The organism is Clostridium intestinale DSM 6191, from assembly GCF_900130055.1.
In the GTDB taxonomy this organism is placed as follows: Bacteria; Bacillota; Clostridia; order Clostridiales; family Clostridiaceae; genus Clostridium_T; species Clostridium_T intestinale.
Genome location: NZ_FQXU01000003.1, coordinates 619,051 through 645,193 on the forward strand (window position 1 = coordinate 619,051; position 26,143 = coordinate 645,193).

The following is a 26,143-nucleotide window of genomic DNA, read 5'->3' on the forward strand; positions in this document are numbered from 1 at the left end:
GAAAAGAGGAATCATCTTCCTCTTTTAAATCTACTTTTATAAAGTTTTACTTCACATGGTTTTCTTTAAATTCCTCAAAGAAAATCTCTATTTTAGTTCCTTTTCCAATTTCACTTAGAACTTTTATATCACCCTTATGCCAGTTTATTATTTCTTTAGATATGGCCATGCCTAATCCAGATCCTTTTGATTTGGAACTTGAATTAACTCCTCTATAATATCTGTTAAATATATTTTTTAAATCCGCTTCTCCTATTCCCTGTCCATTGTCTTCTATAATTATGTTTATAAAGCTATCTTTTTTAAACACTGATACATCAATAACCGTATCCTCTGTATTGTGATCCATTGCATTAACTAACAGGTTGGTTATAGCCCTTTTTATATATTTTTTATCACAGTTTATTATTATATTTTCATCATCATAATTAAAGTTCACTTCTCGTTCACTATAATTACTGTTATTAAGTAAGTCTATTATACATTCCTGGAGTATTGTCACTAAATTCTCATAACTTAAACTTATAGGAATTACCTTGTTTTTAAGTTTATATATTAAAGATAAATCATTAACTAACTCCTGAATATGATTTGTATTAGCTAGAATTATATGTGAATATCTTTTTGCATCATCAAGATTTATATCGTATTCTTCTCCCTGTAGAAGTTCTGCATATCCCTTGATGGAACTTAATGGAGTTTTTAAATCATGGCTTATATTTGCAATCCACTCTTCTTTTGCCTCATCAACTTCCTTTCTATGCATTTCATTTTCCTTTAAGATAACTGATAAATTGTTTATATTTTTACTTACTTCTTCGTAAATTCCCTTTTTACTTTTCTTAGGCTTATATATACCATCTTTTAAATCTTCTATATCCTTAATTACTGATACCATTGGTTTCACTAGATTTCTACTAAAAATATATGCTACAATTCCAACCAAAACAAAACCAAAAACTATCATACTCAAATGATATCTAAAACTTTCTTCTGTGAAAGTTAAAGAATACTTAAAAACCTTATTTATTGGAAAACCTACTAATAAAGTGTATTTCTCATTCCCTTTTATCAATTCTTTTGTAGAAACGGTAGTTGGAGCTATACTTTCCCAAGGATTTTGTATGAAATTAATTAATTCTGAAGTCGCATAACTAGTAGGAATATTATCAGGCTTATTTTCTTTAAAAACCTCATTATTACCCTTATCTAGAACTTGAATCCAAACATTGTTTTCTTTTAGTCTTTTTATATATTCATCATTTAAACTAAACTCATTTCTATCCTCTAGCTCTTCTATAAAAGGCTCTATAAAATCTGAAGTTGAAAATGATACACTATATATCTTCTCTCCAAAACTTATATCAGTTTTGTATATCAATAAATTTAAAAGTCCATAAATAAGAAAGGTTATTTGAAAAACTAAAATCATAGATATCAATATTTTTGCTGTTAATTTTATTTTCATATCAGTTCACCAACTTATAACCAATTCCTTTTAATGTTTTTATGTGCTTGGGGTTACTTGGATCTTTCTCAAGTTTTTCTCTTAAGTGTCTTATATGAACCATAATGGTATTATCATAACCATCATACTCATAACCCCAAACTTCCTCACATAATGAGGCTTTACTAAAAACCTTGTTCATATTTTTAGCTAAAAATAATAATAATAAATACTCTTTTGCTGTTAAACTTATATTCTCATCTCCATTTTTAACTTCGCCTGTTTCTTCATTTATAATAATTGAGCCAAATGTATATATTCTGCTTTTTATTTCCTTACCCATATTGTCTCTTTTAAGCTGAGATTTAACTCTCAAAACCACTTCCTTAATATTAAATGGTTTAGTTACGTAATCATCTCCCCCTGCTTCAAGACCCTTTATCTTCTCTTCATCTTCCCCTTTTGCAGTTAAGAAAATTATTGGACAGTTTGAGAAAGTTCTAATTTTGTCACAAACCATATATCCATCTATGTCTGGTAGGTTTACATCTAAAATTATTATGTCAGGATTTTTTTCATTACACATTAATATTGCATCAATTCCATTTTCAGCTTCGTATATATATCTAAAGCCTTCCTTTATAAAAACTTCCTTTAGTAAGTGTAATAGCTCTCTTTCATCATCAACAAGCATTATCTTCTTGTTTAATAGTTCATCATTAATCACGATAATACCCTCCTTATCACAAGTATAATTTTACCATAGTTCACCCTTACATTATATCCGATTCCTTAAAGCTTATATAATCTAGTGCAAATAATAAAAAAGCTAAAACTAAGGAGGCACCTATAGCTATATACTTCTCATAGGAACTTATTGCCCCATTTGTAATTGATAATGCGTATGTCCAAGGAGCATAAATCCAAAATCTACTTTGAGCTATAAAAATATTTGTAATCATCATAACAACTCCAGCAGAAATAACTGGTATTATGCTCATAAAATTTCTTCCTATTATAAATAAAAGAATTATTACTGGAAGTGAAGTTATAAATATTTCAATTCCAACAACTAATATACTTAAGTCTATTTTTTTACTTATAAAAAACCCTCCTAAAATTACTGCTAGAAGATAAGAAACTATTGAAGCAGCTAAAGTTAATAGCATAATCTTATATTTTGTGAAGTAAATACTACTTTTCTTAATAGGCATAAGCATTAATTGTTTCCAGCCATTATTATCATTTTCAACCTTTGTTATTATGCATGCAGCAAATGTATTTAGTAAAGGTAGTACTAAGGCTATAAAGGTAATTGAAGAAAACATAATTATAGCTTCATTAATTTCTAACCCATTTACAGCTAGCCCTTGTGCCTTTTTTATAAATATTAAAACTATAGCTATTGGAACAGCCAAGGCTGTAAACAATAAAGAGCTTTTCTTAATTTTTAAAAATTCTACTTTTAATAATTCCATTTCTTAATCCTCCTAATATATTTCTTTATTTTCAAAATATTTTCTAACTAAAGATGAGCCTACTATAAGAATGGCTGCTGAAATTATTAAAACGATAGTTATCTCATTTCGCCCTTGAGTTATAGAAAATAAAGAAAAACCATAGGGATTTATATTTCTGATGAAAGTTTCACTATGATATATATTGGAAGAAAGCGCACTAAGTACTGCTGCCACTCCAATGGATATCAGTAAGTTTTTATTTTTTAGGTTTATAAATAAATGTATAGTCATTATTCCTAAAGTTGATATTAATTGAATACAAAACATTATTATAAAAAATCTCCAAGGAATAGGTTCTTTGAATTTAAATATTAGTCCAACTATTATCAAGGAAAATACATTTAGTAAAAGCATCATTATTGAATAAAATACGGCCACAATAACTTTTGCATTTAAAATACTGTTTCTTTTTATAGGTTTAGTTAATAAAAATGTCCATGCGTTACTCTTATATTCACTTTCAAATAAAGTAACTAAGATAAGTGAAGCAAATAGGGGCATATTATCATTAAAATATAGTATTCTCTGCTCTTTTATTAAAACTTGCCAAGAGGTTAATCCTTTTAAGGTAGCTTGTGGTAAAAGCCAACTTTCATACCTTATTAAAAAATCAAACACCAAGAGAGCTGAAACTCCTATTGGTATTGCAAGTATAAATAAAATAACTAAATTTCTTTTTTCTTTTATAAACTCGTTTTTTATTAAGTCCATTAGCATACCTTCTCCTCCTTAGTAAGTCCTAAGAAAATTTCCTCTAATGAAGTTTTTTCTTCAGCTAAATAGTTTAATGAATATCCCCCCATAACTATTTCTCTACAAATTTTTGAAGGAGATAAATTATTTCCTTTAACTTTTAGTTTTAAATTTTCCTCTTCTACCCTATATCCTCTAGCTAATAAAAGCTTCATAGTTAAAGCCTTGTCTTCCTTCTTTTCTAGTCCTATTATTACTTCATTAGTAGCGTTTTTCTTTAAATCCTCTAGAGAGCCTTGATATAGTAGTTTTCCTTTATTTATTACTCCAACCTCAGTTGCTACTAACTCAATCTCATTTAATATATGACTTGAAATAATTATGGTAATTTTCTTTTCTTTAGCTAAGTATCTTATTAGATTTCTAATTTCTATTATTCCAGCAGGATCTAAACCATTAGTCGGTTCATCTAAAATTAAAAGTTTTGGGTTTCCCATAAGAGCCTGCGCTATCCCAAGTCTCTGCTTCATTCCTAAAGAAAACTCATTAACTTTTTTATTTCTCTCTTCCCACAGATTTACAAGCTTAAGTTTCTCTTCAATCTCTTCCTTATTAAGCTTTAACATTCTTTTTAATATATCAAGATTCTCATAGGCAGTTAAATGTCCATAATAGGATGGGCTTTCAACTAAAGCTCCTATGTTTTTTAAAATCTCTTCTCTATTTTCTTTAATTGATTTTCCAAAAATATATACCTCACCACTATTAGCTCTTATAAGTCCTAATAACATCTTTATAGTTGTTGACTTTCCAGCTCCATTAGGACCTAAAAATCCATATATCTCTCCCTCTTTTATCTTTAGATTAACACTATCAACACTTTTAACTTTATTAAACACCTTAACTAGATTTTTTGTTTCAACGATATATCTACTCATTTTACTCACCTCTTAAGCTTATTTCACTATAATCTTATAATGTTCTCTTTAATATTGATTTTAGGTGAGCTTAATTCTATCTTAATTTTCATAAAAAAATACCAAGCTTATAAAAAAGTTTAACTCATCTATAAGCTTGGTATAATTTTTGCTTTAAATATTATAATTTTAATGTATTAATCTTTATTCTATAAATTTAATTGATTTAAAGTATCTTCGAAGTTTTTTATAATATCTAATTTATCAACATAAATTCCTATATCAGAGTACTGAGATAGATTATTTCCGTTTAAGTACACTTTAGGCAAGTATTCATTACTATCACTTACTTCATTTATAAGAGTACGTAATTCATCATTTGTGTACTCCTTATCTTGAATAAATTTTTGTTTAAAGATTTTTTTATCTTTAATAGAAGTTAAAATCAACATTCTACAAGTTCTTGAAATACATACATAATCTTTTTCCTCAAAGGTTGTTACAAAAGCAAATTCTGATCCGAAAACAACTTCTTTCCCTTTAAGTAACTTTTTAGCAAATTCATCAAAAGCTCTTTTCTCAATATCAGTTACATTTGTTACATCATCAGGCACAAGCAAATAAACTTTTTTAGCAAATATTCCTTGCATTAAACTATTAATATCTTCGTTATCCTTTATAAACGTTCTCATGTCCTTTATAACATCTTCGTTATTAAAAATGTTAAAATATAATGGTACATTAGGATAACTTACAACATCATTAATTGTATACTCCACAACATTGCTACTTTTATTGGATTTAATATAGATTTTTTCATCATTAAATAACATATAACACTTTTCCATAATTCCACTCCAATCTAATTGCTTTCATAATTATTATACTTTCTTATTTTAAAATTCTTTTCTTAATATATTTTACCTTAAGTTTTAAATTTTTTATATAAAAAAGTCGTCAAGGCGATTATGAGCCGTCTACTTTTTTTTGCTCATCTGCCTTTCCAAACGCATGTGAGGAAAAAATGGCAGGAGCTCAATTTTATTATTTTTTATTCTTTAGGAGTTTCACGTAGACTTCTTATATTAATATCTAATTTAAGTTATCTACAAATTTGAAAAAGTATAATTGGTCTAAAGAATAAAAAATGTTGACCTTGGTCCACTTCTTAAGAAGTAAACTTCTTAAAAACAAAAGAATAAAACTTCTTAAAAATAAAGCTTCTTAAGAATATAAGAATAAATCTTCTTAAGAATATATAGTGTTTATGCGGGTTTCATCTACTTTTCACTTAAAATAAAAAGACCATCTTATTAAGTAAGACAGTCTTTCTAAAAATTTTTAAATTTTAATTACTTTTTAAAGGCTTAATAACTGAAAATGAACCCTTCATATACAATTTATTAATAACATATATAAAAATTAATACCCCTGAAATTACAAAAAGATAATTAGATATTTGACCTAATCTATTTGGTATTCTATTAACCCTCTCATTCCAAGCTTTCTGTTGCACATCATAATCATAATTTTGTTGTTTATCAGTTCTCTTGTAGAAAATGTCCCATGTATGAGTACCTTCATCACTATAAACTCCACTTGCTCCGCCATTTCCATTTGGAATCATTTCATCAGTTACATCTTTTTTGTATTCATATACTATATTATAACTATCACCTTTAGAAATTTTAATGTCATATATTCCATTATCATTTTTTATATTAAATTCATCAAGTAGATTAGTTATTTCATTATTCAACTCAGAATTTATTTCATTCTTATCTTTGATTTTATCTTTTATAACTTCAAAAACATACGCCTTTGTGTTTTTATCTGATAAATATGGATTGGAATCATTCCTATGGCTGAAGTCATCTGCAACATAAATAGTGAAAAATACACTTGCTATCATAAAGAAAGCTATTGCAGATATTTTTAATATCTTTGAAAACTTATCCTGCTTTTTTAAGATTAATTTCAATTCATTTATAACTATTTTTTCATTTCCAAAGTTTGATAAAGCTTTATTAATACTTTCCTCTTCAGATAATCCTGATTTCTTTAAGTCTTCCACCTCATCCATTAAATGTGTTATTGTTTCCTCTTTTATAATCTTCGTTTCTTCATCTTTTTCATCAAAGCTTCTGTATATATTCTCAACATACTCTTCAATCTTCTTCATTCTATTTCCCCCCCCATAAAATTGTCTATTATTCTTTTTAAAGCATTCCATTGGCTAGAAATTGTTATAAAATAATCTTTACCCTCTTCAGTAATAGAATAATACCTTCTTCTCCCACCATTGGTTCCTTCTGTATCATTCCAATACCCTTTAATATATCCTTTTTTCTCTAATCTTTTTAACGATACATATAAGGTGGCTTCCTTCATTTCAAACTCTTCATTTGATGTTTCTTTAATTTTTCTTGCTATTAAATACCCATACATATCCTCATTATAAAGTACAGATAAAACCATTGAATCAATATACCCTTTTAAAATCTCCTTATCAAATTCCACTTCATATCCCCTTTCTATAATAAACTACTTAATAATATTAAGTACTCTTATAGTATAATTCATATTACTTAATAATATCAAGTACTTGTATCCAAATAATTCATTTATTTTACTTTATTTAGATAAATAGACTAAAAAAGTGAGCCATATAACTATAGCTCATCTTAATTATTCTTTCTTCATTTCCTGCTCTATTAACCTCTTATTTACTTTATCTACAAATAAGTTATAAATAGTTGCAGCTACTGGTACACTTAAAAGCATTCCAACTATTCCCCCAAGTCCTGCGCCTAAAGTTATTGCAGCAAAAACCCAAATACCCGGTAATCCTATACTTGATCCTACAACTTTAGGATAAATTAAAGTATTCTCTAATTGCTGAAGTATAGTTATATAAAGCAAAAATAATACGGCTTTAAGTGGACTTACTGTAAGAATTATAAATGCACCTAATGCTGCACCTAAATATGCGCCTACTATTGGTATTAAAGCTGTAACGCTTATAAATACTCCAACTGTAACAGCATAAGGGAAGCTAAAGACAAACATTCCTGCCGTACATAATCCACCTATAATAACAGCTTCTACACATTGCCCTACAATAAAATTTGAAAAAGACTCATTTATAACATGAAATACATAGTTAATTTTCTCTATACTTTTATTTTTTAAGAATGCTTTCATTACTTTTTTTATCTGATAGGATAGTTTTTCCTTGTTTGCAAGTGCATAGATTGCAAATACAAGCGAAATTATAAAATTTATTAGGCTATTTGCCATTGTTGATGCAAATAAAATAATTGAGTTAAGAACTCCTGTAAGCAAACTTGATGCGAAAGTCATAACACTCCTTGATATCTCATTTATATCTATTTGCAAGGTTACTAATGTATTTTCAACAACTTCATATTTGTCACTATTAGTATCTATAAATTTAATAATGTCCTCTACAAATTTTGGTATAGCTGCTATTATAACAGAAATAGCATTTACTAATTCAGGGATTACTATTAAAGCAACTATTACTACTATAAATATAATCAGAAGTATAGCTAAAAATATACAGACTGCTCTCCTAGATTTATTTATGATTTCATTCTTTGATTTAGGAAAATATATTTTTTCAAGCTTTTTCATCAATATGTTTAGAACATATGCCATTGCTAATCCTGAAATTAGAGGTACTGCTGCCCCACTTATATTTCCTATCGTTGAAAAAATGTTTTCTGAATATTTCACTACTAGGACTACAAATAAAGCTAAAAATAAATACTTAGCAATATCCATGATATTTCTTTTATTAAAATTCATCTACTTTCTCCTCCAATTTTAAATCTGACTAGGAAGCCTAACAATAAACTCTGTTCCTTTTTCTGGCTTACTCTTTACTGATATTTTCCCTTGGCATAGATCAACTATTCTTTTAACTAAGGATAATCCAAGTCCATTTCCCTCAGATACATGGGCTAAATCTCCCTGATAAAATTTTTCAAATATATGCTCTCTAGTATCATCATTCATGCCTATGCCATTATCTGATATTTTAACTTTAATATCATTTCCTTCATAATAACTTTTAACTAATATCTCTCCATTTTTATGACTAAATTTTATGGCATTACTTAATAAATTAAGCCATACATGAGATAACATTTCTTCATTACTATAGAATTCTATAGGTTCTAACTCTATATTAAATTCTATCTCTTTTTTCTCCCACTGCATCTGGAGAAGAAGTATACAATTTCTAATCTGTTCGTCCAAGGAAAAACAGTTTTTATCTGTAATGATAGCTTGATTCTCAAGTTTTGTTAATAATAAAATATTTGAAGACATATTGGCAAGTCTTTCTGATTCTCTAATAATTATATCTGTGTATTCAAGCCTCTGATTTTCTGTTAAGGAGGCTTTATGAAGTTGTCTTGCAAACCCTCTTATGGATACTATAGGGGTTCTAAATTCATGCGAAAAGTTATTAATAAAGTCCTTACGAAACATTTCTATACTATTAAGCTCATTTGTCATACTATTAAAACTATCAATAAGCTCTCCAAGTTCGTGTTTTCTCTTTAGCTCCTTCACCTTTACATTAAAATTTCCTTTTGTAACCTCTCTAGTTGCTGATATTACCTCATTTAGTGGCTTTAAAAAATATTTTGCCACTGGAAATGTAAGTATTGTTCCTATTATAGTGCTGACTATAAGACCCACTATTAATAAATATATTGGACCTGCTCCATTTGGAGGCATAAGGTTTGACTTATCTAGAATAATAATTAAAATTCCAGATAATAAAGCAGAAGAAATCATTATAATAAATACTATTACAACTAGAGCCGCATTCATACTTTTTAATCTTTTCATTCTGCTTTCACCGCCTTATATCCAAGTCCACGCACGGTAATGATCTGAAAATCCTCATTATCTTTAAACTTTTCTCTCAATCTATTAATATGTACATCAACTGTTCTCCCATCAGTATCGCTATCCATACCCCAAATCTCATCCATAAGCTGTCTCCTTGTAAAAATCTTATTTGGATAAGATAATAATTTGAATAATAACATAAATTCCTTTTGAGGTAATAACTCTATTTTACCTTTTTGTTTAACTGTAAGTTCATCATAATTAAGCTCAGTTTCTCCAAAAACAAGTTTATGCTCACTAGCTATTTTAGAACGCCTAAGTAATGCCGCTATACGTAAAATCATCTCTTCTTCATCCACTGGTTTTACCATATAATCATCTGTTCCAAATATAAAACCTTGTTTTTTATCTGAAGGACTTTCCTTTGCAGTCACCATTAAAATGGGTAAATTAAACCTAGCTTCTCTAAGCTCCTTTGTAAGTTCATATCCGTTCATATTCGGCATCATAATATCTAATACTATTAAATCTATATGTTGTTTATCTAAAATATCTAAAGCTTCTAAACCATCCCTTGCCAAAATAGGTTTATATCCATTTTCTAAAAGCACAGCTTCCATTAGTTTTCTTGTATTATCATTATCTTCAACAACCATTATGTTAAACATATTTAAAACCACCTTACTTACTTTTGTTTCATTATAACATGTATATATTTTTTAAATTAGATACTATTATATCTTACCTATTTTTTATTAACTAAATGTAAACTACTTTTTAATTAAATTTAATCATATTTTTCAGTTTACATTGAGTTAATATTTCTATTTTATACTTCACCTACAGCAATAAAGTGAAACTTTTCAGGTGGAGTTTTTATACTCCAGCTGAATTTAGTTGAACTAATCCAGGAGCGTGCATCCGTTATCGCCCACTTGAAGAAGTGGGAGTATTATGGATGCTAGCTATCGGATAAAAATAGTAAGGAGACGATGTAATGCTTCAATTAAAAAATATTAAAAAAAGCTATACTACTGGAGATTTTACTCAAGTTGCATTAAATAATGTAAGCGTAAATTTTAGAAAAAACGAATTTGTGGCAATCTTAGGGCAAAGTGGTTCTGGAAAAACCACCTGCCTAAACATAATAGGAGGCCTTGATAAGTATGATAGTGGCGATTTAATTATTAACGGTAAATCAACTAAGGAATTTAAAGATTCTGACTGGGATGCTTACCGTAATAATAGTGTTGGGTTTATATTTCAAAGTTATAATCTTATTACTCATTTAAGTATTATAGATAATGTTGAGATGGGAATGACTTTAAGCGGTGTTTCATCAGCTGAAAAGCATAAAAAGGCTTTAGAGGCTTTAGAAAAGGTTGGACTAAAAGATCATGTCCACAAAAAACCAAATCAACTTTCTGGTGGGCAAATGCAAAGAGTTGCAATAGCTCGTGCTCTTGCAAATGACCCAGATATAATCTTAGCTGATGAACCTACAGGAGCACTAGATACATCAACTAGCGAACAGATTATGGATTTAATTAAAGAAATAGCTGATGATAAGTTAGTTATTATGGTTACCCATAATCCAGAACTTGCAGAACAATATGCTGATCGTATTGTAAAGTTTAAAGATGGTCAGATCGTAGATGATTCTAATCCTTATGAAAATGTTAAAGAAGAAAAAGGATATTCTTTAAAGAAAACAAGCATGAGCTTTGCAACTGCATTAAAATTATCTGCAAAAAATATTTCAACTAAAAAATGGAGAACTGCACTTACTGCTTTTGCATCAAGTATTGGTATTATTGGAATAGCTATGATTCTTAGCCTTTCGTCAGGTTTTCAAATTCAAATAGATAAATTCCAAGAGGATGCTCTTTCAGAATTCCCTATTATAGTTTCGCAAACCGCTATGAACACAGACGAAGAAAGTTTAGAAAAAATGCGTGGTGAAATGAATAAAAAAGATTCCTCTATCTCAATAGAAGATTCTAAAGAAGTTAAGCTTTATGATCCAAAAGAAGGGGCTTTAACTCATACAAACATTATAACAGATGATTATGTTGACTACGTTAAAGCTATAGATCCAAAGATTTTAAACAGTATAGGTTATACTCGTATGACTGGTATGAACATACTTAGAGAAAAATCTGGAATAACTTCACCTGTATCATTAGCTATAGGTATTAATAATTCTGATAATCAGGGAATGGCTTCTGGCATGAGAGGTGGAGTTGGCTTATCCTCATATCCTGAGCCTTTAGATAACTCTTCGATTTCTTATTTAGAAAAAAACTATGACCTTCTATCTGGTGAATATCCACAAGATGAAACAGGATTAGTGTTAGTTATAGATAATCAAAATCGTATTGATCAAGCAGTATTAAAAAATCTTGGTTTTGATACAGATGATGTTGATAGTATAGATTTTAATGAAATAGTAGGTACAGAATTTAAATTAATCACAAACGATGATTTTTACTCAAAAACTCAGATGGGTAACTTCCTTCCTGGTACAAATTATGATGAAATGTATAACTCTAAAAACAGTATTACTTTAAAGATATCTGGAATTGTGAGATTAAAAGAAGATGTTTCTTTTGGAATTGTAGGTAATGGAATAGCTTATAGTGATAAATTAGTTCAAAAGGTTATAGATTCCTCTATAGATTCAGAAATTGTAAAAGCTCAACGTGATGTTGACTACAATGTTATGACTATGGAAAAGTTCGATGAAACAGGAAAAACCACCTTCTTATCATACTTAGGTGGAGAGTCAGTGCCTTATATGGTCTATTTATATCCAACTGATTTTGAATCAAAAGATGCTGTACTAGAGTATCTTGATGAATATAATCAAGGAAAATCTACAAAAGATACAATTATATATACTGACCTCGCAAGCTCTATGACAGAAATGACTGGTGGTATTATGAATGCTATAACCTTAGTTCTTATCGCATTTGCTGGAATTTCTCTTGTGGTTTCATTAATCATGATAGGAATTATAACTTATATATCAGTTCTTGAAAGAACAAAAGAAATAGGAGTGCTCCGTGCCCTTGGTGCAAGAAAAAAAGATATTACACGTGTATTTAATGCTGAAACATTTATAATAGGTGCTACATCTGGTATTTTAGGAATAACAATTGCTTATCTTCTTACTATCCCAGTTAATTCAGTAATTGAGAACATGACAGAATTACAAAATGTTGCACAACTAAATCCACTACACGCTTTAACCTTATTAACCATAAGCGTAATACTTACACTACTTGGTGGACTTCTACCTGCAAGAATGGCTGCTAAAAAAGATCCTGTTGAAGCTTTAAGAACAGAATAAAATTTAAAATAAAATGTATCTATTATGAGATATCTATCATAGTATATATTGTTAGATGATTTTATATCTATAATACATTTATAATAAGATCTCTAAGTTTTAATCATTGTTTTACTCTTTAATAAAGCCCCAGAAATGGGGCTTTTATTTTAAGTTAAATATGGATTTTCTTGATTCACATCAATACCATGATTTTTTAAATTAGTATCAATCTTTCTATTCATTGTTACACTCATAATTTTATATACTAAACTAGGCATTTTAAACTGAGCTTCTTTATAAACCTCTGAAGGTGATATTTCATCTCTTGAAATATGTTCAAAAAATATATTTAACTGTCTTATAACCTTTTTTGAATTTGGTAATTTATTTAATGGCTCACCATTAACCAATGCACCCATACCCATTACAAACCCACCTTTAAAACTTAACCCACATTTTTTTCCGAATATCTCTAACATTTTTAATCCACTTTCATGAGTATGAGAGTAGGGCATTCCACCCTGAATAATTCCATAAACACTTTGTCCATGTAAAATTTCTTTATTTCTAGATACCTTTTCTAAAAAATCAATCATATCTGCTGGGTAAGTATTTATATAACATGGTCCGCTTATTATTATAGTATCTGCTTTATTAATAGCTTCATATAGTTTATCAATATTATTTAAGCTTGAGTATAGGTGAAGAAGCTGACATTCATAACTTTTATTCAATAAATGTTCTGAGCACATTTTTCCTAAAAGAAAACTTGTACCAGTTTTTCTTGGGCTACCATTTATTAAAAGTATTTTTTTCATGCACTTAAAACCTCCTCAATGATTTTACTCCTCATTTCAGAGGTAAGTTCAGAGTCAACTATATATGAATTTCCTACTCCTCTTGTTATAATTAAGTTTTCATTAACTAAACTTTTAAAGGCTTTTATTTCTTCTTCAATACAATTTTCATTTATCCCTATAGCAAAAAACTTAAATTTCCCTCCCGGTTTGCCCCCTTTTACTATTTCTCCGTTTTTCACATAATAATGTTCATCCATTATTAATCCGAATTTATCAAATACTCTCTTTATTTTAAAGGAGTAACTGCCAAATGTAATAGGTGTAACAAAAATCAGAACGTCCGCCTTTATACACTTAGGATAAATCCAGTCTCCATCATCTCTCACTACACATTTTCTATAGGTTTTATAAGTGCATCCTCCACAGCTAACACAAGGTTTTATCTCTACTCCTTCTAGCGAAACATAATCAACTTTAGTTCCCCTATTCAAAAATTCTTCATAAAGCTTTTCACCTATGTTGTTTTGCCCTTCATCCGCTATTATAGTAACCATAATATCCCCCTCTTTTTCACCTTATACCCCTATCTCTTTGGAAATTCTTATAGAGAAGTCCTCAGCTTCTTTGATGTCTTGTCTATTTGGATGTCCAAGCTTCATTATTAAAAAGCTTCCTTGAGAAAGTAGCTCATCGACAACTTGAATATTCTTTCCCTCTAAAATCTTTAGTAGGTTGCCTTGCCCTTTTTTCATAGAGGTTGAAGATATTATTAATGCAACCTTTTTTACTTTTTTATTATCCAGACTTTCTGCAAATTTCAAAACCTCTGGAAGACTTTCTCCCCCATAAATACCTGATACAATAAATAGTAAATCCGTATCTTCTAGGCTGGAGTTATCTTTAATATTCTTAGGTTCTATGTTTAAAGTTTTTCCTATAGCCTTAGCTATCTTTTTACAATGACCTGTTTTGCTTGCATACACAATATCTATTTTATTTATCATAGAGAATCCCCCTTAAAATAATATCAAATTGAACTTTAAATAACTCTTCAGCCTCTTCACTTGTCAGATCCCTATTCCTAGAAATCATTAAATTAAATCCTAAAAATGAACTCCAAATAGCAAAAGCAGCCTTATCCGTATCCATTTCCCTAATCAATCCTAGGTGAATGTCATTCTTAAGATTTTGACTTATCTTAGATAACCACCTTGGTTTATCAGGTTGTCTTCTACTATACTTATGAAGAACTATAAGATTATATTTCTCTGGTTCTTCAATAGCTAATCTCATTATTCTTCTAAATATCCTCTCCATATTCCAAACCACGTTTTTATTTTCATCTAATAATCCTGCTATTTCAGCACTTAACCATTTAGTTTCAGTTTCTTCAATGGCATCTATAATTTCTTGTTTATCTTTAAAATGATGATACACAATTCCTGTGGAATACTTCATCTTCTTAATTATTTTTCTTATTGAAACCTCTTCAAATCCTTCTTCTATTCCTATTTCTAATGCTGTATCTAAAATAGTCTTCCGAACTATCTCACTTCTCATTTTTTGATCTTCTCTTGCCATAAAGCATCCTCCATTTAAATAACGACGTTTATTTTCATAACACTGTTATTTAAATTGTAATCTAATCCTGTTCTAATTGCAACTTATTTCCTCATTTGTAATTTTTGACGCAATAAAAAAAGAAGGGATTTCTTCACCTCTTCTCTTTCAACTATATTCAAGCCTTTGATTTTCTGTCTTATAACATACTCAATTATATATGTCAGAAAACTCGATATTAATTTTTTCTATACGACTATCATCTAAATTAATAATATTTTCATGTATATCTTCTTCAAAACATAATTCATCAGGAAGAGAAATAATAAATTCACTACCTTTACTAATAACACTATTTAAAGATATACTTCCCTTATGAATTTCTACTAAGGATTTCACTAGAGACAACCCAATCCCACTTCCTTCGCAGCTTTTAGTAGTGGATTTATCTACTTGTATAAATCTATCGAATATTATTTCCTTCATATTATCTGGTATTCCTATACCACTATCTTTTACAGAAATACACACCTTATACTCTTCAAGATAGATAGAAACTAAGATACTTCCACCTCTTTTCGTAAATTTTACAGAATTAGATAATAGATTTAACATTATACGTTCTATTAAATCAGGATCACAAGCTATTACTTTTTCTTCAATAGAAGTGTCAAATATGACTGTAAGCCCCTTATGTTCTATAAATTCTGCAACAGATATGGTGATATCCTCAACTACTTTAACAATATTTAAGTTTCTAAATTTTACATCAAAACTCAAAGCATCTATTTTGGTTATATCTATTAAATTGCTTATAATTCGTATAAGTCTAAATGAGTTTTGCTTAACCATTTTCAAATATTTACTCATGTCATAGTTTTGACTTTTCCTTAAATTAAGCTCCATTACTTGTTCAGCACTATAAATGACATTAATAGGTGTTCTTAATTCATGAGATATATTAGCAAAAAAATCACTTCTTAACTTTTCATAATGTATTAAAATTTCATTTTTTTCTTCTATGTCCCGTTTACTTTTTAATAAATCTTTTTGACTTATAAAATCCTTAGAAAATCTTATGTAATTAACTTTCGAAACAATAAATGCAAAAAAAGTTACAATTACAGAATTAACTATATTTCCATATAATAGGTTTGGATTGTTTTCTATTATTATAAAGAGACCTGAAATAAAAAGTGAAGTTGAAACAAAATATAAAATAACTCCTTCTATTGGTGAACTATATAAACAAGATGCTACTGACAATACACAAATTATATATGCAGATATCTGTCCATTAATATATAAGTCATTTAGAGCCATAAAAAGGCACCAATATATTATTATGTTTGCAAAAAAGTTATATAATATTTTTTCATCTATAAACTTTTTATATATTCTATTTAAGAATAAAATTACATACCATAAAATTATTAAATGTAATACTATAAGGTGAGAATAATATAAATTTATATATTCAGGTGTAAAAGCTCTCATAGGCTCATACACCACTCGATCTGTTATAATTAAAATAATATTAAGTAATAATAGTATTACCCCGATTTTCTCACACCTTTTAATATTAATTGATGTCCTAAGTTCTTCGAATTCTGTTTTGTATTTTTTAATATCCTGAATTGCGTCTTTTTCCCACATACATTTTAAAAACTCCACTCTTACACCTCTTTATCAATAAATATATACCTTTATGTAATAAAATGTATTTTTTTCTATAAAATTAAATATTCTACAATTCTATCTATTTACCTTCTTTTATTTAAGTTTTTCGCACGACAAATACAAACATATATTGACTATTTTTATAAAAAAGACAACTGATTTAAAATCAGTTGCCCATTATATACTTAGTCATAAATATCTGAAAACTCAATATTTATCCTTTCAATTCTGTTATCATCTAAATTAGTTATATTCCTTTTCTCTCCACTATCTTTATTTAAAATATCAGGTATACAAATTACGAATTCACTCCCCTTATTTTCCTGACTGTTAAGATATATCTTTCCGCAATGCATTTCTACTAAAGATTTCACTAAAGATAATCCTATTCCGCTCCCCTCTGTATTTTTAGTTATAACATCATCTACTTGAATAAATCTATCAAATATCAATTCTTGCATATCATCTGGTATACCTATTCCGTTATCCTTTACAGAAATACATACATAATTGTCCTCTAAATGTATATTTACTAAAATACTCCCACCTTTTTGTGTGAATTTAACTGAATTTGATAAAAGGTTTAACATTATTCTTTCAATTAAATAAGGATCACAGCATATTACCTTCTCTTCAACTTCAGTGTCAAATGTAAGTGTAAGCCCCTTACTTTCAACAAACTCAACTACAGACATTGCTATATCCTCAACTACTTTTATTATGTTTAAATTAACAAAAGTCGCCTCAAAACTTAAGGCATCTATTTTAGTAATATCAATAAGATTTCCTATAAGTCTAATTAACCTGTATGAATTTTGTTTAGTTATTTTTAAATAGCTTTCCATTTTTCTCTTATTTAGATTTTCTTGATTAACCATAATCTCTATCATTTGTTGAGCACTGTAAATCACATTTAAAGGAGTTCTAAGCTCATGAGATATATTTGCAAAGAAATTTGTCCTTAACCTCTCATATTCTTTTAACTTTTGATTAACAGCTTCTACTTCCATTTTACTTTTTAATAAACTTTTATTATTTAAAAAATCTCTTAAAAATCCTCTATATATAATATTAGAAACTATGAATCCAAATATCACCACAACAATAGAATTATAAATGTTGTAATATAATAAACTCTTACTAAAAACTATAAAATGCATGCCTAGCATTAGAAAAACTATAGATATTCCATACAATATAAATGATTCTAAAGGATCCATATATAACACACCTGATATTATTAATACCCAAATAAAATACACAGATATTTGCCCAGATATTTTTAAATCATTTAATGATATGAGGATACATGATCCCATAGATATAGTTAATAACATTTCATAAATAAGCTTTCTATTAATATTTTTTTTATATTTTTTAGAAATATAATATAAAATGTACCAAAATAGAAGTAGACCTATTGTTAGAATATGAATATAAAAAAGATATAAATATCCTATATTCTCTGTCCTCATACTTCTATAGCTTGTTAAATCTACACCAATCATCATTAAATTAACTATAAACAATACTATACCTAGTTTTGTAGTTCTTTTGATATTCGTTTCAGTCTTAAATTTTTCAAATTCTTCTTTATGTTTTTCTTTTAAGTTTTCTATATCATCAAAATCATTTTTTTTATTAAAATTCCAAAACATGTGCACCTCTATTAATATAATTTTTAGTTTGATTAATTCTGCTTTATAAAATACATTATTCTACAAATTTGTGTAATTTCCTCTAAATTTTAATCGACATTCATATTAATTATTATTTTAAGAATTTTTTATTAAAATTTGCAAACTCAAAATATATTGGAAATAAATAACTTCTAATAGAATATTTTAATTATTATATAAACTTAAAAAAGGTGATGAATATGTACCTATCAATCCCAAAGGTTTTTCTTGTGCCTGTCAGTTACTCTGAAAATATTCTGTTTAAAGAAGAGTTACATGCACATAATTCTATAGTTAGAGAAAATATTGTATTAGGGGTGTCCTTACCTAATCAAAGAATTCCAAGATGGATTAGAGATAAGGAAGCTTTTAAATATTATGCAGATCAAAAAGGTGTAACCTTAAAATTAGAAGACGCTGACTATGATTCTTTGCTTCAAGCAAAACAAGTTGAAGATTTAATTTCACAAAACGTTGATGTATTAATTATTGCTCCTCTAGACTCTTCAGCTTTCACTTCTTTAGTTGATAAAGCTAAAAAAGCTGGAATAAAGGTCATATCTTATGATGGTCTTCTACAAAATAGTAACTCTGACCTATATATGTCATTTAATGGTACACAAGTTGGTGAACTTCAAGGAAAATACCTTGTTCAGAATGTTCCAAAAGGCAATTATATTATTTTATCTGGCGACCCTAATGATGATACTTCTAAATTATATAAAGATGGCTCCATGTTATATATAATGCCTCTAGTTTCTACTGGATCTATAAAAATAGTTTCAAATGTATCAATACCCAATTGGGACCCTGTAGAAAGCTATAATGTAGTGAAAACAATTTTAAGTAAAAATAATAATATTAATGCTATATTATCCCCTACTGATGCTATATCAGGTGGAGCTATCAAAGCTTTAGAAGAAGCAGGACTAGCTGGAAAAGTTTCAATAACAGGTCAAGATGCATCTCTAGCTGCTATTAGAAGAATACTTGCTGGAACCCAATCAATGACTGTACTTAAAGATAGTAGAGAACTTGCCAAAGCTGCAGTTAACGCCTCCATAAAACTAGTAAATGGTGAATCTTTAGATACTAATGCAATTATTAATAATGGTTTTAAGGATGTTCCCGCAATTATTTTACCTCCAACTTTAGTAACTAGATACAATGTTCCTGAAACTATAATTAATACTGGATATTTAACTCCTAGTGCTATTTATGGTTAGTTAAATATAGTTTTTGTTCCTCTTTTTACTATAAAAATAAATTTATTATTATAATTTTAAAATTTAACAGTAATATCTTATAAAATAATATATAATTAACTCATAGGGAAATTATGTAAAACGGTTAGGGGGTATTACTATTAGATTTGAAAAATCAACTTATAAAAAAATATATTTAGGATTATTTATCTTTTTGATAGTTTCTATAACAATAATTAAAATCTATGATAATAAATATCCATATAGAGAAGTAAATCTCTTACTAAATTCTAAATTAAATACAGCTGAAAAAACTATAGTAATTGATCCTGGTCATGGCGGATATGATGTTGGTGCCGTAGGTTCTTTAGGAAATCAAGAAAAAAAACTCACCTTAGAAATATCCTTAAAGCTTGGCTCAATTCTACAGGAAAAAGGCTATAACGTTGTTTATACTAGAGAAAATGATGAAGTTTCATGGCCTTCTGAGCCTAAAGAAGATTTAGCAGCGCGTGCTGCTATTTCAAATTACGAAAAGGCCACTATATTTTTAAGCATTCATCTAAACAAATTTAACGAAAAGTCTGTAACCGGAACAGAGACTTACTATAATGAAGCCAGTTCTCAAGGTAAGGTTTTAGCAGATTTAATCCAAAAACAAATTATAGAAGATTTAAAAACTACAGATAGAGGGATAAAGAAAGGAAATTTTTTAGTGTTAGAAAAAGTAAAAGCTCCTGCTATATTAGTTGAGCTTGGATATATTAGTAATGAATCTGATGAAAAAAACTTAAGTAATTCAGATTACCAAAATAAAATTTCTTTATCAATGACAAAAGCTATAGACAATTATTTTAAGATTAATCCTCAAAATTAAATTGGTCTAGAAAACTACAAGGTTTTCTAGACCAATTTTACTTATCTTTTTCTTAAATCAAATCTTTCAATTGGTTCCGGTCCTCTAAGAACTTTTCTCTTAATATGAAGATCTCCCTCTGAATCAGTTCTAATTCTCCATTCTATAAGCATTATCTCCCCGTTTTCTATCTCAATTCCCTGTATTCCACTTGCTCTAACACATGAACCATCGTTAAAGTATGGTAATTCTTTTGCTTTTGGAAAATGAGGTCTATGAGTATGTCCACAGATAATCATAGTTTTATGTCTTTTAATCCAATGACTATAGATCCTCTCAATTTTATGGATTTTTTCTGCATTTCTTACAGGGCTTGCAGGATTTATAAAACCAATTGAATGAAGAAACTTCCAGAAATATCTTACAGAAAGCATATTAAAATACCAAAAAGAATCATTTAATACATCTCCCTGGTGCCCATGAACTGTTAATATCTCTTGACCTGTATCCCTATGCCTAAATACTACCCCTTCATATATGGTTATACCTGGAAACAACTCTATTTCTTCCTCATTATAATCATCATAAAACTTGTAGTAATTTTTTTCTACGAAATCCGGATATTTTAGTTGTATATTATGATTTCCATATAATATAATCAATCTATCTTCATCAAAAAACTTTTTTAATTGAGTATATACTTCATCGTGTGCTAGCCTTATATGCTTAAAGTTTGAGTGCTCCCAAAGCTCATCTCCATCTCCAACCTCTACATAAGTATATCCGTTATTATAATAATATTCTAATGCGAATAAAAATATATTTTGATTTTTTGAAAATTCATCGTATGGTGTATTTTCACCTCTATGGCAGTCGCTAAAAAATATATACTTAGAATTATCATCAAATTCTTCAATTCTAGCATTATTATAAGCTTCATTTAATCTCTTAAAAGCTAATTTTTTCCCTGATATCATGGCACTCCTCTTCTTGGTAAATAGAATCAATTATATTATTTACCAAAATACTGTCATTATACATATACTAGATCTCATGAAATATTGGTTTCATTTTATCAAAAGTACAAAAGCTATTAAATCCTAATTTCTTAAGTTCTTCTTTTACATAGGAAATCTTAGCACCTAAATGTTCCTCTTTGTGTGCATCTGAGCCTATGGTAATAATGGTTCCCCCAAGTTCTTTATATAACCTTAATATGTCTCTAGATGGTGTTAAATCATTAAGTGCATATCTAAAACTTGAAGTGTTTACTTCAATACCTTTTCCATTTTTAATAGCAAGAGATAATATTTCTTTTATAATATGCTTAACTTTTTCAAAAGGATACTCTCCTTCATTATCATATCTCTTTATCATATCAAGGTGCCCTAATACACTGTAGTCATCATAGTTTTTCATTACATTTAATATTTCTTTATAGTAAGCTTCATTATATTCCTTTTGAGTTTTGTCTTTTTGAAAATCTTGTGTCCAAAACTCTTTATTCTCTACTTGATGACAAGAAAGTATTACAAAGTCAAAGTCATACTTATCAAAATCTTTTTTAAATTGCTCTATAGTATGAGTTTGTACTCCAAACTCTATTCCAAGTTTTATTGATATTTTTTGAGAATATAATTCTCTACATCTTTTAACTTCCTTTATATAAGCTTCATAGTCACAATTTAAATCTGTTTTTACTCCATGGTCCACATGTTCAGTAAAACAAATTTCATTAAGTCCTATGGAAATGGCTTTTTTTACAGCCTCCTCCATTTCATAGGTGGAATCATCACTAAAATTTGTATGCATATGATAATCAGCTAACATTCTTTCCCTCTCCTCTATATCATTATTTATTAATTTTATTAGACAATTTTTTATAGGTATCAAGTTTATAGGCTACATTTTTATCGTAATCAAGTTTAAAATAACAAGCATATAAACAATCTAAAATATATAATAAAGATAACCTAGTTGAAAACGATGAAATTTTATTAAAATGGTTTTCATTTGAACTTAGATACAAATGATAATCAGCATATTTACTTAATGGATTTTCATTTGTAGAAGAAATTAAAATAATTGAGGTTTTGTTATTTTTTAAGATATTTGCAATATCTTCTATTATAATTCCCCTTCCTTCAAAAGAAACTATTATAGCAACATGGCTTTCATCACTTGTGGAAGCCGTTAAAAGTTGATTATATTCTTCTATTGGAACATTAACGAAAGTTCCAATCTCTTGCATCTGAAACTTAAAGTTTTCTCCAAAATAAATATTTCCAGCTGAAGTATATAAATCGATGTGTTTTGTCTTTTTTAGAATATTTGATATTAATCTTAATTGTTCTAAATCTATTAAATTAAATGAGGAAATCAAGGTCTGTTCATATAATTCCTTCAAATTCAAAATAATTTGATTTTGTGTTTCATTTTGTTTAACTGGATAATTATAATCTAATAAATTCTTTTCTTTCAAATACTCATTTATAGAAGTAGATACCTGAACCTTAAGTTCTGATAGACCTGTTAAATCAAGTTTTTGACAAAGCCTATAAATAGTTGAGGTTGAAATGAAGCAAACTTCACTTATTTCAAGTGCACTCATTTTTATAAAATCTTCTGCGTTTTCTTGCATAAATTTTACTAATATTTTTTCATTTTCAGTTAAGTTTGTTACTTTATCTAACTTAATAAAAATGTTCATGAAAATCACCTCATGAACATTATACATTATTTTCTTTAATTTTTCTCTTGAAGTATAGTCTAAATGGCTGGATTTAAATCTAAATCCTCAAAATATTTACTTAAAGCGTAGGCAATCCCATCTTCTTCGTTAGATAAGGTTACTTCATCAGCTACTTGCTTTAAATCCTCTACTCCATTAGCCATAGCTATTCCAATACCAGCATATTTGATCATTGAAGCATCATTATGTCCATCACCAAAAGCCATCATTTCTTCCTTTTTGTATCCCATAGGGATTAAGATAGCATCTAAAGCTTTTGCCTTATCAATTCCTTTAGCAGTAAATTCAAAATAGAAAGGTCCTGTAAACATACAATTTAAATTATCTTTAAATGGTTCCATCATATCCTCATAATTTTCTTTTAAATATTCTGGATCTCCTGCTGTTAATATCTTATTAAGTGGATAGTCAGCAAAAGCTGATAAGTCATCCTTTTCACATAACTTAAACTTACCACCACGAGATTCATATTGAATTACATTAAAAGGCTTATTTTTATATTGTACATAACAGTCATAAACATCATTAACAAATAAATAATCATCTTTATCAATCATAGGTTTAACATCAAATTTCTTCATATGCTCAAGAACAGCTTGCCCTTCTTTTACAGACATAGTCTCATTAAATAACAATTTATTAGTTTGGCACTCAATAACCTTAGCTCCATTAAAAGAAACTAAAAGTCCATGATGTTTATCCATCTTCAATTCTTTTGCATAATCTATTAATCCAGAAGTAGGTCTCCCTGATGCTAAAACTAAAATAACCCCTTCTTCTTGAGCCCTTATTAAAGCATTTTTAGTTTTTTCAGTAATTTTCTTTTCACTATTAGTTAAAGTTCCATCAACATCCATAATAATTACTTTTATATCACTCACAACTTTTTCCCCCTAGTTTTTTCTTTGATTATACTAACTCTTTATATTCAAATAAATAGATTGAAGAGAAAATGAAAAGTATCTATCAAAAATAGGTAACTTATTAATTGAAAAATGAAATAAACTTATCAACCTATGAAAAAATCACAGTCCAAAGGCTGTGATTTCATGCATTACTAATTTAATTTTTTAACTTTTATTTTCCACCTTCTACTAAATAGTTTCTAAAATGATTTATTTCTATAATCTACTATCTTAATTGATTGATCATTATTATATAGCTCATACCTTATAGGATCAAAATACCACATTGTTTTAAAAATTTCTCCCCGCATTTTTTCATTTGCATTTTTAAGAACAATTTTTTCATTTATATATGTTTTACCTTTATGTCCGTAAGTATTATAACTACCCTCTAAATCATAAGCCTCTTCTCCTAAAATATCAGTTAAAGATGTAGGTAAATACACTTTTACTTTAAAGTCCTTATTACTTGAACCATAATCAATTATCTCCATATTTACATTTATAGAGAAATCATTATTATTACTACCTAAATTAACTTTAGAATCAGTAATATCTAATGAATTTAATCCATCTTTAATAATAAAGTGATAGCTTGACCTTACGAACCCTAAAGACCACTTCATTATCGGTATTATTACAAATACAGTTATAATAAAAATAAAAAATTTACTTTTCTTTTCATTTCTTTTTAATTTAAAAAGACCCTTTATTCCTATAATAAATAGTACTAGTGGAATTAATCCTGCAAGATATATTGTTGTATAGTTAATTCTTATTGGTCTTATAATATATTCTATTATTGAGTATGAACTATGTGGAAGCCTATAACATATCAAAACTGATATAAAAATCATACCTAAGTACTTAAATAACTTTTTATTATCTGTATCCATTAAAAATTATTCACCTCTTTAAATTTTAAACTCAGGTCCAGTTTTTGCATCTTTCATAGCTGATTTTATAAAAGAAATAGATTCTTCTAGCTTTTTTGTTTCCCATTCATTTAATTTCACAGGCAGTTGTTTTATAACTCCTTCTCGTCCAATAACACATGGCATACTTAATGCTACATCTCCGTCATGACTATATTGACCTCTTAAGGTAGTAGATGTTGGATAAACACTTTTTTCGTCTAATAGAACAGCCTTTGCCATAGTAACAGCAGATTGAGCAACACCAGCATTGGTCCATCCCTTACCATTAAACACTTCATATGCTGAAGTAATTATTGCAGATTTCACTACTTCGGGATCATTTATATCATAAGAACCCTCAAAGTATTCATTTAACTCTGAAAATGGTATACCAGAGATGTTAACATGGCTTAAAACAGGGAATGCAGTACTACCATGTTCTCCCATCATATATCCTGTCACTGATTTTGGATCAATTTTATAGGTATCAGCAATAAATTTTCTTAAACGTGCTGAATCTAACATAGTCCCAGTTCCAAACACACGTCCTTTAGGATAATTAAATTCATTTTCAGCTATATAAACCATTGTATCTAATGGGTTAGTTATTAAAATTATTATTGCATCCCTCGTATACTTTGTTATTCCACTCATTACGTCACGAATAACTCCACAGTTTATTTTTGTTAATAACGTACGATCAGGTTCTCCTTTTGGGTCATTAGGATCAGGTATCATACTTGGACCTGCAGCTATAATAATAACATCTGCATCCTCACATTGTTCATAACCCCCACTTTTAACTTCAACATTATTCATATAAGTTAATGCTGTAGCTTGAGCCTGATCAAGAGCTTCTCCATAAGCAACATTTTCTAAAATATCAATTACACCAATTTCTGCAAATAAACCAAGCTTCATAGCATCAGCTAAAACATAAGACCCAACATGCCCTACTCCTATAACTACCAATTTATTTTTATGCATACTA

The 26,143-nt window shown here is 28.3% G+C and carries 26 protein-coding genes; 3 read left to right on the top strand and 23 right to left on the bottom strand.

The window, feature by feature from the left end; genetic code table 11:
* Positions 1 to 46 precede the first annotated feature (46 nt).
* The 11 genes from BUA92_RS03320 to BUA92_RS03370 all read right to left on the bottom strand — a co-directional run bounded on the left by BUA92_RS03320 (position 47) and on the right by BUA92_RS03370 (position 10,132).
* Entirely contained in the window at positions 47 to 1,468 is a 1,422-nt protein-coding gene (locus tag BUA92_RS03320) for a sensor histidine kinase (RefSeq protein ID WP_073016683.1), read from the bottom strand.
* Position 1,469: 1 nt separating this feature from the next.
* Complete coding sequence (locus BUA92_RS03325) at positions 1,470 to 2,174, bottom strand: response regulator transcription factor (RefSeq protein WP_083553385.1); 705 nt, start codon at positions 2,172 to 2,174, stop codon at positions 1,470 to 1,472.
* Between the two features lie 46 nt (positions 2,175 to 2,220).
* Positions 2,221 to 2,925 (bottom strand): ABC transporter permease, encoded by a 705-nt coding sequence (locus BUA92_RS03330; protein ID WP_073016685.1) that lies wholly within the window; start codon positions 2,923 to 2,925, stop codon positions 2,221 to 2,223.
* 12 nt (positions 2,926 to 2,937) lie between these two features.
* The gene (locus tag BUA92_RS03335; RefSeq protein ID WP_073016687.1) at positions 2,938 to 3,684 is read right to left on the bottom strand and encodes an ABC transporter permease; all 747 of its coding nucleotides are present in this window, start codon (positions 3,682 to 3,684) and stop codon (positions 2,938 to 2,940) included.
* Positions 3,678 to 4,598 (bottom strand): ABC transporter ATP-binding protein, encoded by a 921-nt coding sequence (locus BUA92_RS03340; RefSeq protein ID WP_073016689.1) that lies wholly within the window; start codon positions 4,596 to 4,598, stop codon positions 3,678 to 3,680. Before BUA92_RS03340 ends, BUA92_RS03335 begins: the two co-directional genes overlap by 7 nt.
* A gap of 188 nt (positions 4,599 to 4,786) precedes the next feature.
* The gene (locus tag BUA92_RS03345) at positions 4,787 to 5,425 is read right to left on the bottom strand and encodes a hypothetical protein (protein WP_073016692.1); all 639 of its coding nucleotides are present in this window, start codon (positions 5,423 to 5,425) and stop codon (positions 4,787 to 4,789) included.
* A gap of 500 nt (positions 5,426 to 5,925) precedes the next feature.
* The gene (locus tag BUA92_RS03350) at positions 5,926 to 6,759 is read right to left on the bottom strand and encodes a permease prefix domain 1-containing protein (protein WP_073016694.1); all 834 of its coding nucleotides are present in this window, start codon (positions 6,757 to 6,759) and stop codon (positions 5,926 to 5,928) included.
* Entirely contained in the window at positions 6,756 to 7,097 is a 342-nt protein-coding gene (locus BUA92_RS03355) for a PadR family transcriptional regulator (protein ID WP_073016696.1), read from the bottom strand. Before BUA92_RS03355 ends, BUA92_RS03350 begins: the two co-directional genes overlap by 4 nt.
* A 168-nt stretch (positions 7,098 to 7,265) precedes the next feature.
* The gene (locus BUA92_RS03360) at positions 7,266 to 8,408 is read right to left on the bottom strand and encodes an AI-2E family transporter (RefSeq protein ID WP_073016698.1); all 1,143 of its coding nucleotides are present in this window, start codon (positions 8,406 to 8,408) and stop codon (positions 7,266 to 7,268) included.
* Between the two features lie 18 nt (positions 8,409 to 8,426).
* Positions 8,427 to 9,461, bottom strand: a complete 1,035-nt coding sequence (locus BUA92_RS03365; protein WP_073016700.1) for a HAMP domain-containing sensor histidine kinase — start codon at positions 9,459 to 9,461, stop codon at positions 8,427 to 8,429.
* On the bottom strand, positions 9,458 to 10,132 hold the full coding sequence (locus BUA92_RS03370) for a response regulator transcription factor (RefSeq protein WP_073016702.1): 675 nt from the start codon (positions 10,130 to 10,132) through the stop codon (positions 9,458 to 9,460). The genes BUA92_RS03365 and BUA92_RS03370 overlap by 4 nt, the downstream gene beginning before the upstream one ends.
* A gap of 329 nt (positions 10,133 to 10,461) precedes the next feature.
* On the opposite strand from BUA92_RS03370, the gene BUA92_RS03375 reads away from it, so the two are divergent.
* On the top strand, positions 10,462 to 12,816 hold the full coding sequence (locus BUA92_RS03375; RefSeq protein WP_073016704.1) for an ABC transporter ATP-binding protein/permease: 2,355 nt from the start codon (positions 10,462 to 10,464) through the stop codon (positions 12,814 to 12,816).
* Positions 12,817 to 12,965: 149 nt separating this feature from the next.
* Here the strand turns inward: BUA92_RS03375 and BUA92_RS03380 are convergent, their stop codons facing one another.
* The 6 genes from BUA92_RS03380 to BUA92_RS23535 all read right to left on the bottom strand — a co-directional run bounded on the left by BUA92_RS03380 (position 12,966) and on the right by BUA92_RS23535 (position 18,496).
* On the bottom strand, positions 12,966 to 13,616 hold the full coding sequence (locus tag BUA92_RS03380; RefSeq protein ID WP_073016706.1) for an NAD(P)H-dependent oxidoreductase: 651 nt from the start codon (positions 13,614 to 13,616) through the stop codon (positions 12,966 to 12,968).
* A complete protein-coding gene (locus tag BUA92_RS03385; protein ID WP_073016707.1) occupies positions 13,613 to 14,152 on the bottom strand; it encodes a flavodoxin family protein in 540 nt (179 codons plus the stop codon). The genes BUA92_RS03380 and BUA92_RS03385 overlap by 4 nt, the downstream gene beginning before the upstream one ends.
* A 21-nt stretch (positions 14,153 to 14,173) precedes the next feature.
* Positions 14,174 to 14,602: a flavodoxin domain-containing protein gene (locus BUA92_RS03390; protein WP_073016708.1), complete on the bottom strand. Its 429-nt coding sequence runs from the start codon at positions 14,600 to 14,602 to the stop codon at positions 14,174 to 14,176.
* A complete protein-coding gene (locus tag BUA92_RS03395; RefSeq protein WP_073016709.1) occupies positions 14,592 to 15,179 on the bottom strand; it encodes a TetR/AcrR family transcriptional regulator in 588 nt (195 codons plus the stop codon). Before BUA92_RS03395 ends, BUA92_RS03390 begins: the two co-directional genes overlap by 11 nt.
* A 189-nt stretch (positions 15,180 to 15,368) precedes the next feature.
* Positions 15,369 to 16,832: a sensor histidine kinase gene (locus BUA92_RS03400; RefSeq protein ID WP_242950042.1), complete on the bottom strand. Its 1,464-nt coding sequence runs from the start codon at positions 16,830 to 16,832 to the stop codon at positions 15,369 to 15,371.
* Positions 16,833 to 17,023: 191 nt separating this feature from the next.
* Positions 17,024 to 18,496: a sensor histidine kinase gene (locus BUA92_RS23535; protein WP_242950043.1), complete on the bottom strand. Its 1,473-nt coding sequence runs from the start codon at positions 18,494 to 18,496 to the stop codon at positions 17,024 to 17,026.
* Between the two features lie 221 nt (positions 18,497 to 18,717).
* On the opposite strand from BUA92_RS23535, the gene BUA92_RS03410 reads away from it, so the two are divergent.
* A complete protein-coding gene (locus BUA92_RS03410; protein ID WP_073016710.1) occupies positions 18,718 to 19,743 on the top strand; it encodes a sugar ABC transporter substrate-binding protein in 1,026 nt (341 codons plus the stop codon).
* Positions 19,744 to 19,936: 193 nt separating this feature from the next.
* Positions 19,937 to 20,599 carry an N-acetylmuramoyl-L-alanine amidase family protein gene (locus tag BUA92_RS03415; RefSeq protein ID WP_073016711.1) on the top strand — a complete coding sequence of 221 codons (663 nt, stop codon included), beginning with the start codon at positions 19,937 to 19,939 and terminating at the stop codon, positions 20,597 to 20,599.
* Between the two features lie 41 nt (positions 20,600 to 20,640).
* Here the strand turns inward: BUA92_RS03415 and BUA92_RS03420 are convergent, their stop codons facing one another.
* The 6 genes from BUA92_RS03420 to BUA92_RS03445 all read right to left on the bottom strand — a co-directional run bounded on the left by BUA92_RS03420 (position 20,641) and on the right by BUA92_RS03445 (position 26,139).
* Complete coding sequence (locus tag BUA92_RS03420; RefSeq protein WP_073016712.1) at positions 20,641 to 21,555, bottom strand: metallophosphoesterase; 915 nt, start codon at positions 21,553 to 21,555, stop codon at positions 20,641 to 20,643.
* 67 nt (positions 21,556 to 21,622) lie between these two features.
* Positions 21,623 to 22,408, bottom strand: coding sequence for a histidinol-phosphatase HisJ family protein (locus BUA92_RS03425; RefSeq protein WP_073016841.1), 786 nt, complete (start codon positions 22,406 to 22,408; stop codon positions 21,623 to 21,625).
* A 22-nt stretch (positions 22,409 to 22,430) separates the two neighbouring features.
* Positions 22,431 to 23,288, bottom strand: coding sequence for a MurR/RpiR family transcriptional regulator (locus tag BUA92_RS03430; RefSeq protein WP_073016713.1), 858 nt, complete (start codon positions 23,286 to 23,288; stop codon positions 22,431 to 22,433).
* Between the two features lie 59 nt (positions 23,289 to 23,347).
* Complete coding sequence (locus tag BUA92_RS03435) at positions 23,348 to 24,211, bottom strand: Cof-type HAD-IIB family hydrolase (protein WP_073016714.1); 864 nt, start codon at positions 24,209 to 24,211, stop codon at positions 23,348 to 23,350.
* Between the two features lie 224 nt (positions 24,212 to 24,435).
* A complete protein-coding gene (locus BUA92_RS03440) occupies positions 24,436 to 25,131 on the bottom strand; it encodes a hypothetical protein (protein ID WP_073016715.1) in 696 nt (231 codons plus the stop codon).
* 18 nt (positions 25,132 to 25,149) lie between these two features.
* Positions 25,150 to 26,139 (bottom strand): lactate/malate family dehydrogenase, encoded by a 990-nt coding sequence (locus BUA92_RS03445; protein ID WP_073016717.1) that lies wholly within the window; start codon positions 26,137 to 26,139, stop codon positions 25,150 to 25,152.
* Between the last annotated feature and the right edge of the window lie 4 nt (positions 26,140 to 26,143).

What these genes read in the sequence shown, in the direction of transcription:
- BUA92_RS03320 (WP_073016683.1), bottom strand. Translation starts at nt 1,468, where the DNA reads ATGAAAATAAAATTAACAGCAAAAATATTGATATCTATGATTTTAGTT.
- BUA92_RS03330 (WP_073016685.1), bottom strand. Translation starts at nt 2,925, where the DNA reads ATGGAATTATTAAAAGTAGAATTTTTAAAAATTAAGAAAAGCTCTTTA.
- BUA92_RS03335 (WP_073016687.1), bottom strand. Translation starts at nt 3,684, where the DNA reads ATGCTAATGGACTTAATAAAAAACGAGTTTATAAAAGAAAAAAGAAAT.
- BUA92_RS03340 (WP_073016689.1), bottom strand. Translation starts at nt 4,598, where the DNA reads ATGAGTAGATATATCGTTGAAACAAAAAATCTAGTTAAGGTGTTTAAT.
- BUA92_RS03345 (WP_073016692.1), bottom strand. Translation starts at nt 5,425, where the DNA reads ATGGAAAAGTGTTATATGTTATTTAATGATGAAAAAATCTATATTAAA.
- BUA92_RS03350 (WP_073016694.1), bottom strand. Translation starts at nt 6,759, where the DNA reads ATGAAGAAGATTGAAGAGTATGTTGAGAATATATACAGAAGCTTTGAT.
- BUA92_RS03360 (WP_073016698.1), bottom strand. Translation starts at nt 8,408, where the DNA reads ATGAATTTTAATAAAAGAAATATCATGGATATTGCTAAGTATTTATTT.
- BUA92_RS03365 (WP_073016700.1), bottom strand. Translation starts at nt 9,461, where the DNA reads ATGAAAAGATTAAAAAGTATGAATGCGGCTCTAGTTGTAATAGTATTT.
- BUA92_RS03370 (WP_073016702.1), bottom strand. Translation starts at nt 10,132, where the DNA reads ATGTTTAACATAATGGTTGTTGAAGATAATGATAATACAAGAAAACTA.
- BUA92_RS03375 (WP_073016704.1), top strand. Translation starts at nt 10,462, where the DNA reads ATGCTTCAATTAAAAAATATTAAAAAAAGCTATACTACTGGAGATTTT.
- BUA92_RS03380 (WP_073016706.1), bottom strand. Translation starts at nt 13,616, where the DNA reads ATGAAAAAAATACTTTTAATAAATGGTAGCCCAAGAAAAACTGGTACA.
- BUA92_RS03385 (WP_073016707.1), bottom strand. Translation starts at nt 14,152, where the DNA reads ATGGTTACTATAATAGCGGATGAAGGGCAAAACAACATAGGTGAAAAG.
- BUA92_RS03390 (WP_073016708.1), bottom strand. Translation starts at nt 14,602, where the DNA reads ATGATAAATAAAATAGATATTGTGTATGCAAGCAAAACAGGTCATTGT.
- BUA92_RS03395 (WP_073016709.1), bottom strand. Translation starts at nt 15,179, where the DNA reads ATGGCAAGAGAAGATCAAAAAATGAGAAGTGAGATAGTTCGGAAGACT.
- BUA92_RS23535 (WP_242950043.1), bottom strand. Translation starts at nt 18,496, where the DNA reads ATGTTTTGGAATTTTAATAAAAAAAATGATTTTGATGATATAGAAAAC.
- BUA92_RS03410 (WP_073016710.1), top strand. Translation starts at nt 18,718, where the DNA reads ATGTACCTATCAATCCCAAAGGTTTTTCTTGTGCCTGTCAGTTACTCT.
- BUA92_RS03420 (WP_073016712.1), bottom strand. Translation starts at nt 21,555, where the DNA reads ATGATATCAGGGAAAAAATTAGCTTTTAAGAGATTAAATGAAGCTTAT.
- BUA92_RS03425 (WP_073016841.1), bottom strand. Translation starts at nt 22,408, where the DNA reads ATGTTAGCTGATTATCATATGCATACAAATTTTAGTGATGATTCCACC.
- BUA92_RS03430 (WP_073016713.1), bottom strand. Translation starts at nt 23,288, where the DNA reads ATGAACATTTTTATTAAGTTAGATAAAGTAACAAACTTAACTGAAAAT.
- BUA92_RS03440 (WP_073016715.1), bottom strand. Translation starts at nt 25,131, where the DNA reads ATGGATACAGATAATAAAAAGTTATTTAAGTACTTAGGTATGATTTTT.
- BUA92_RS03445 (WP_073016717.1), bottom strand. Translation starts at nt 26,139, where the DNA reads ATGCATAAAAATAAATTGGTAGTTATAGGAGTAGGGCATGTTGGGTCT.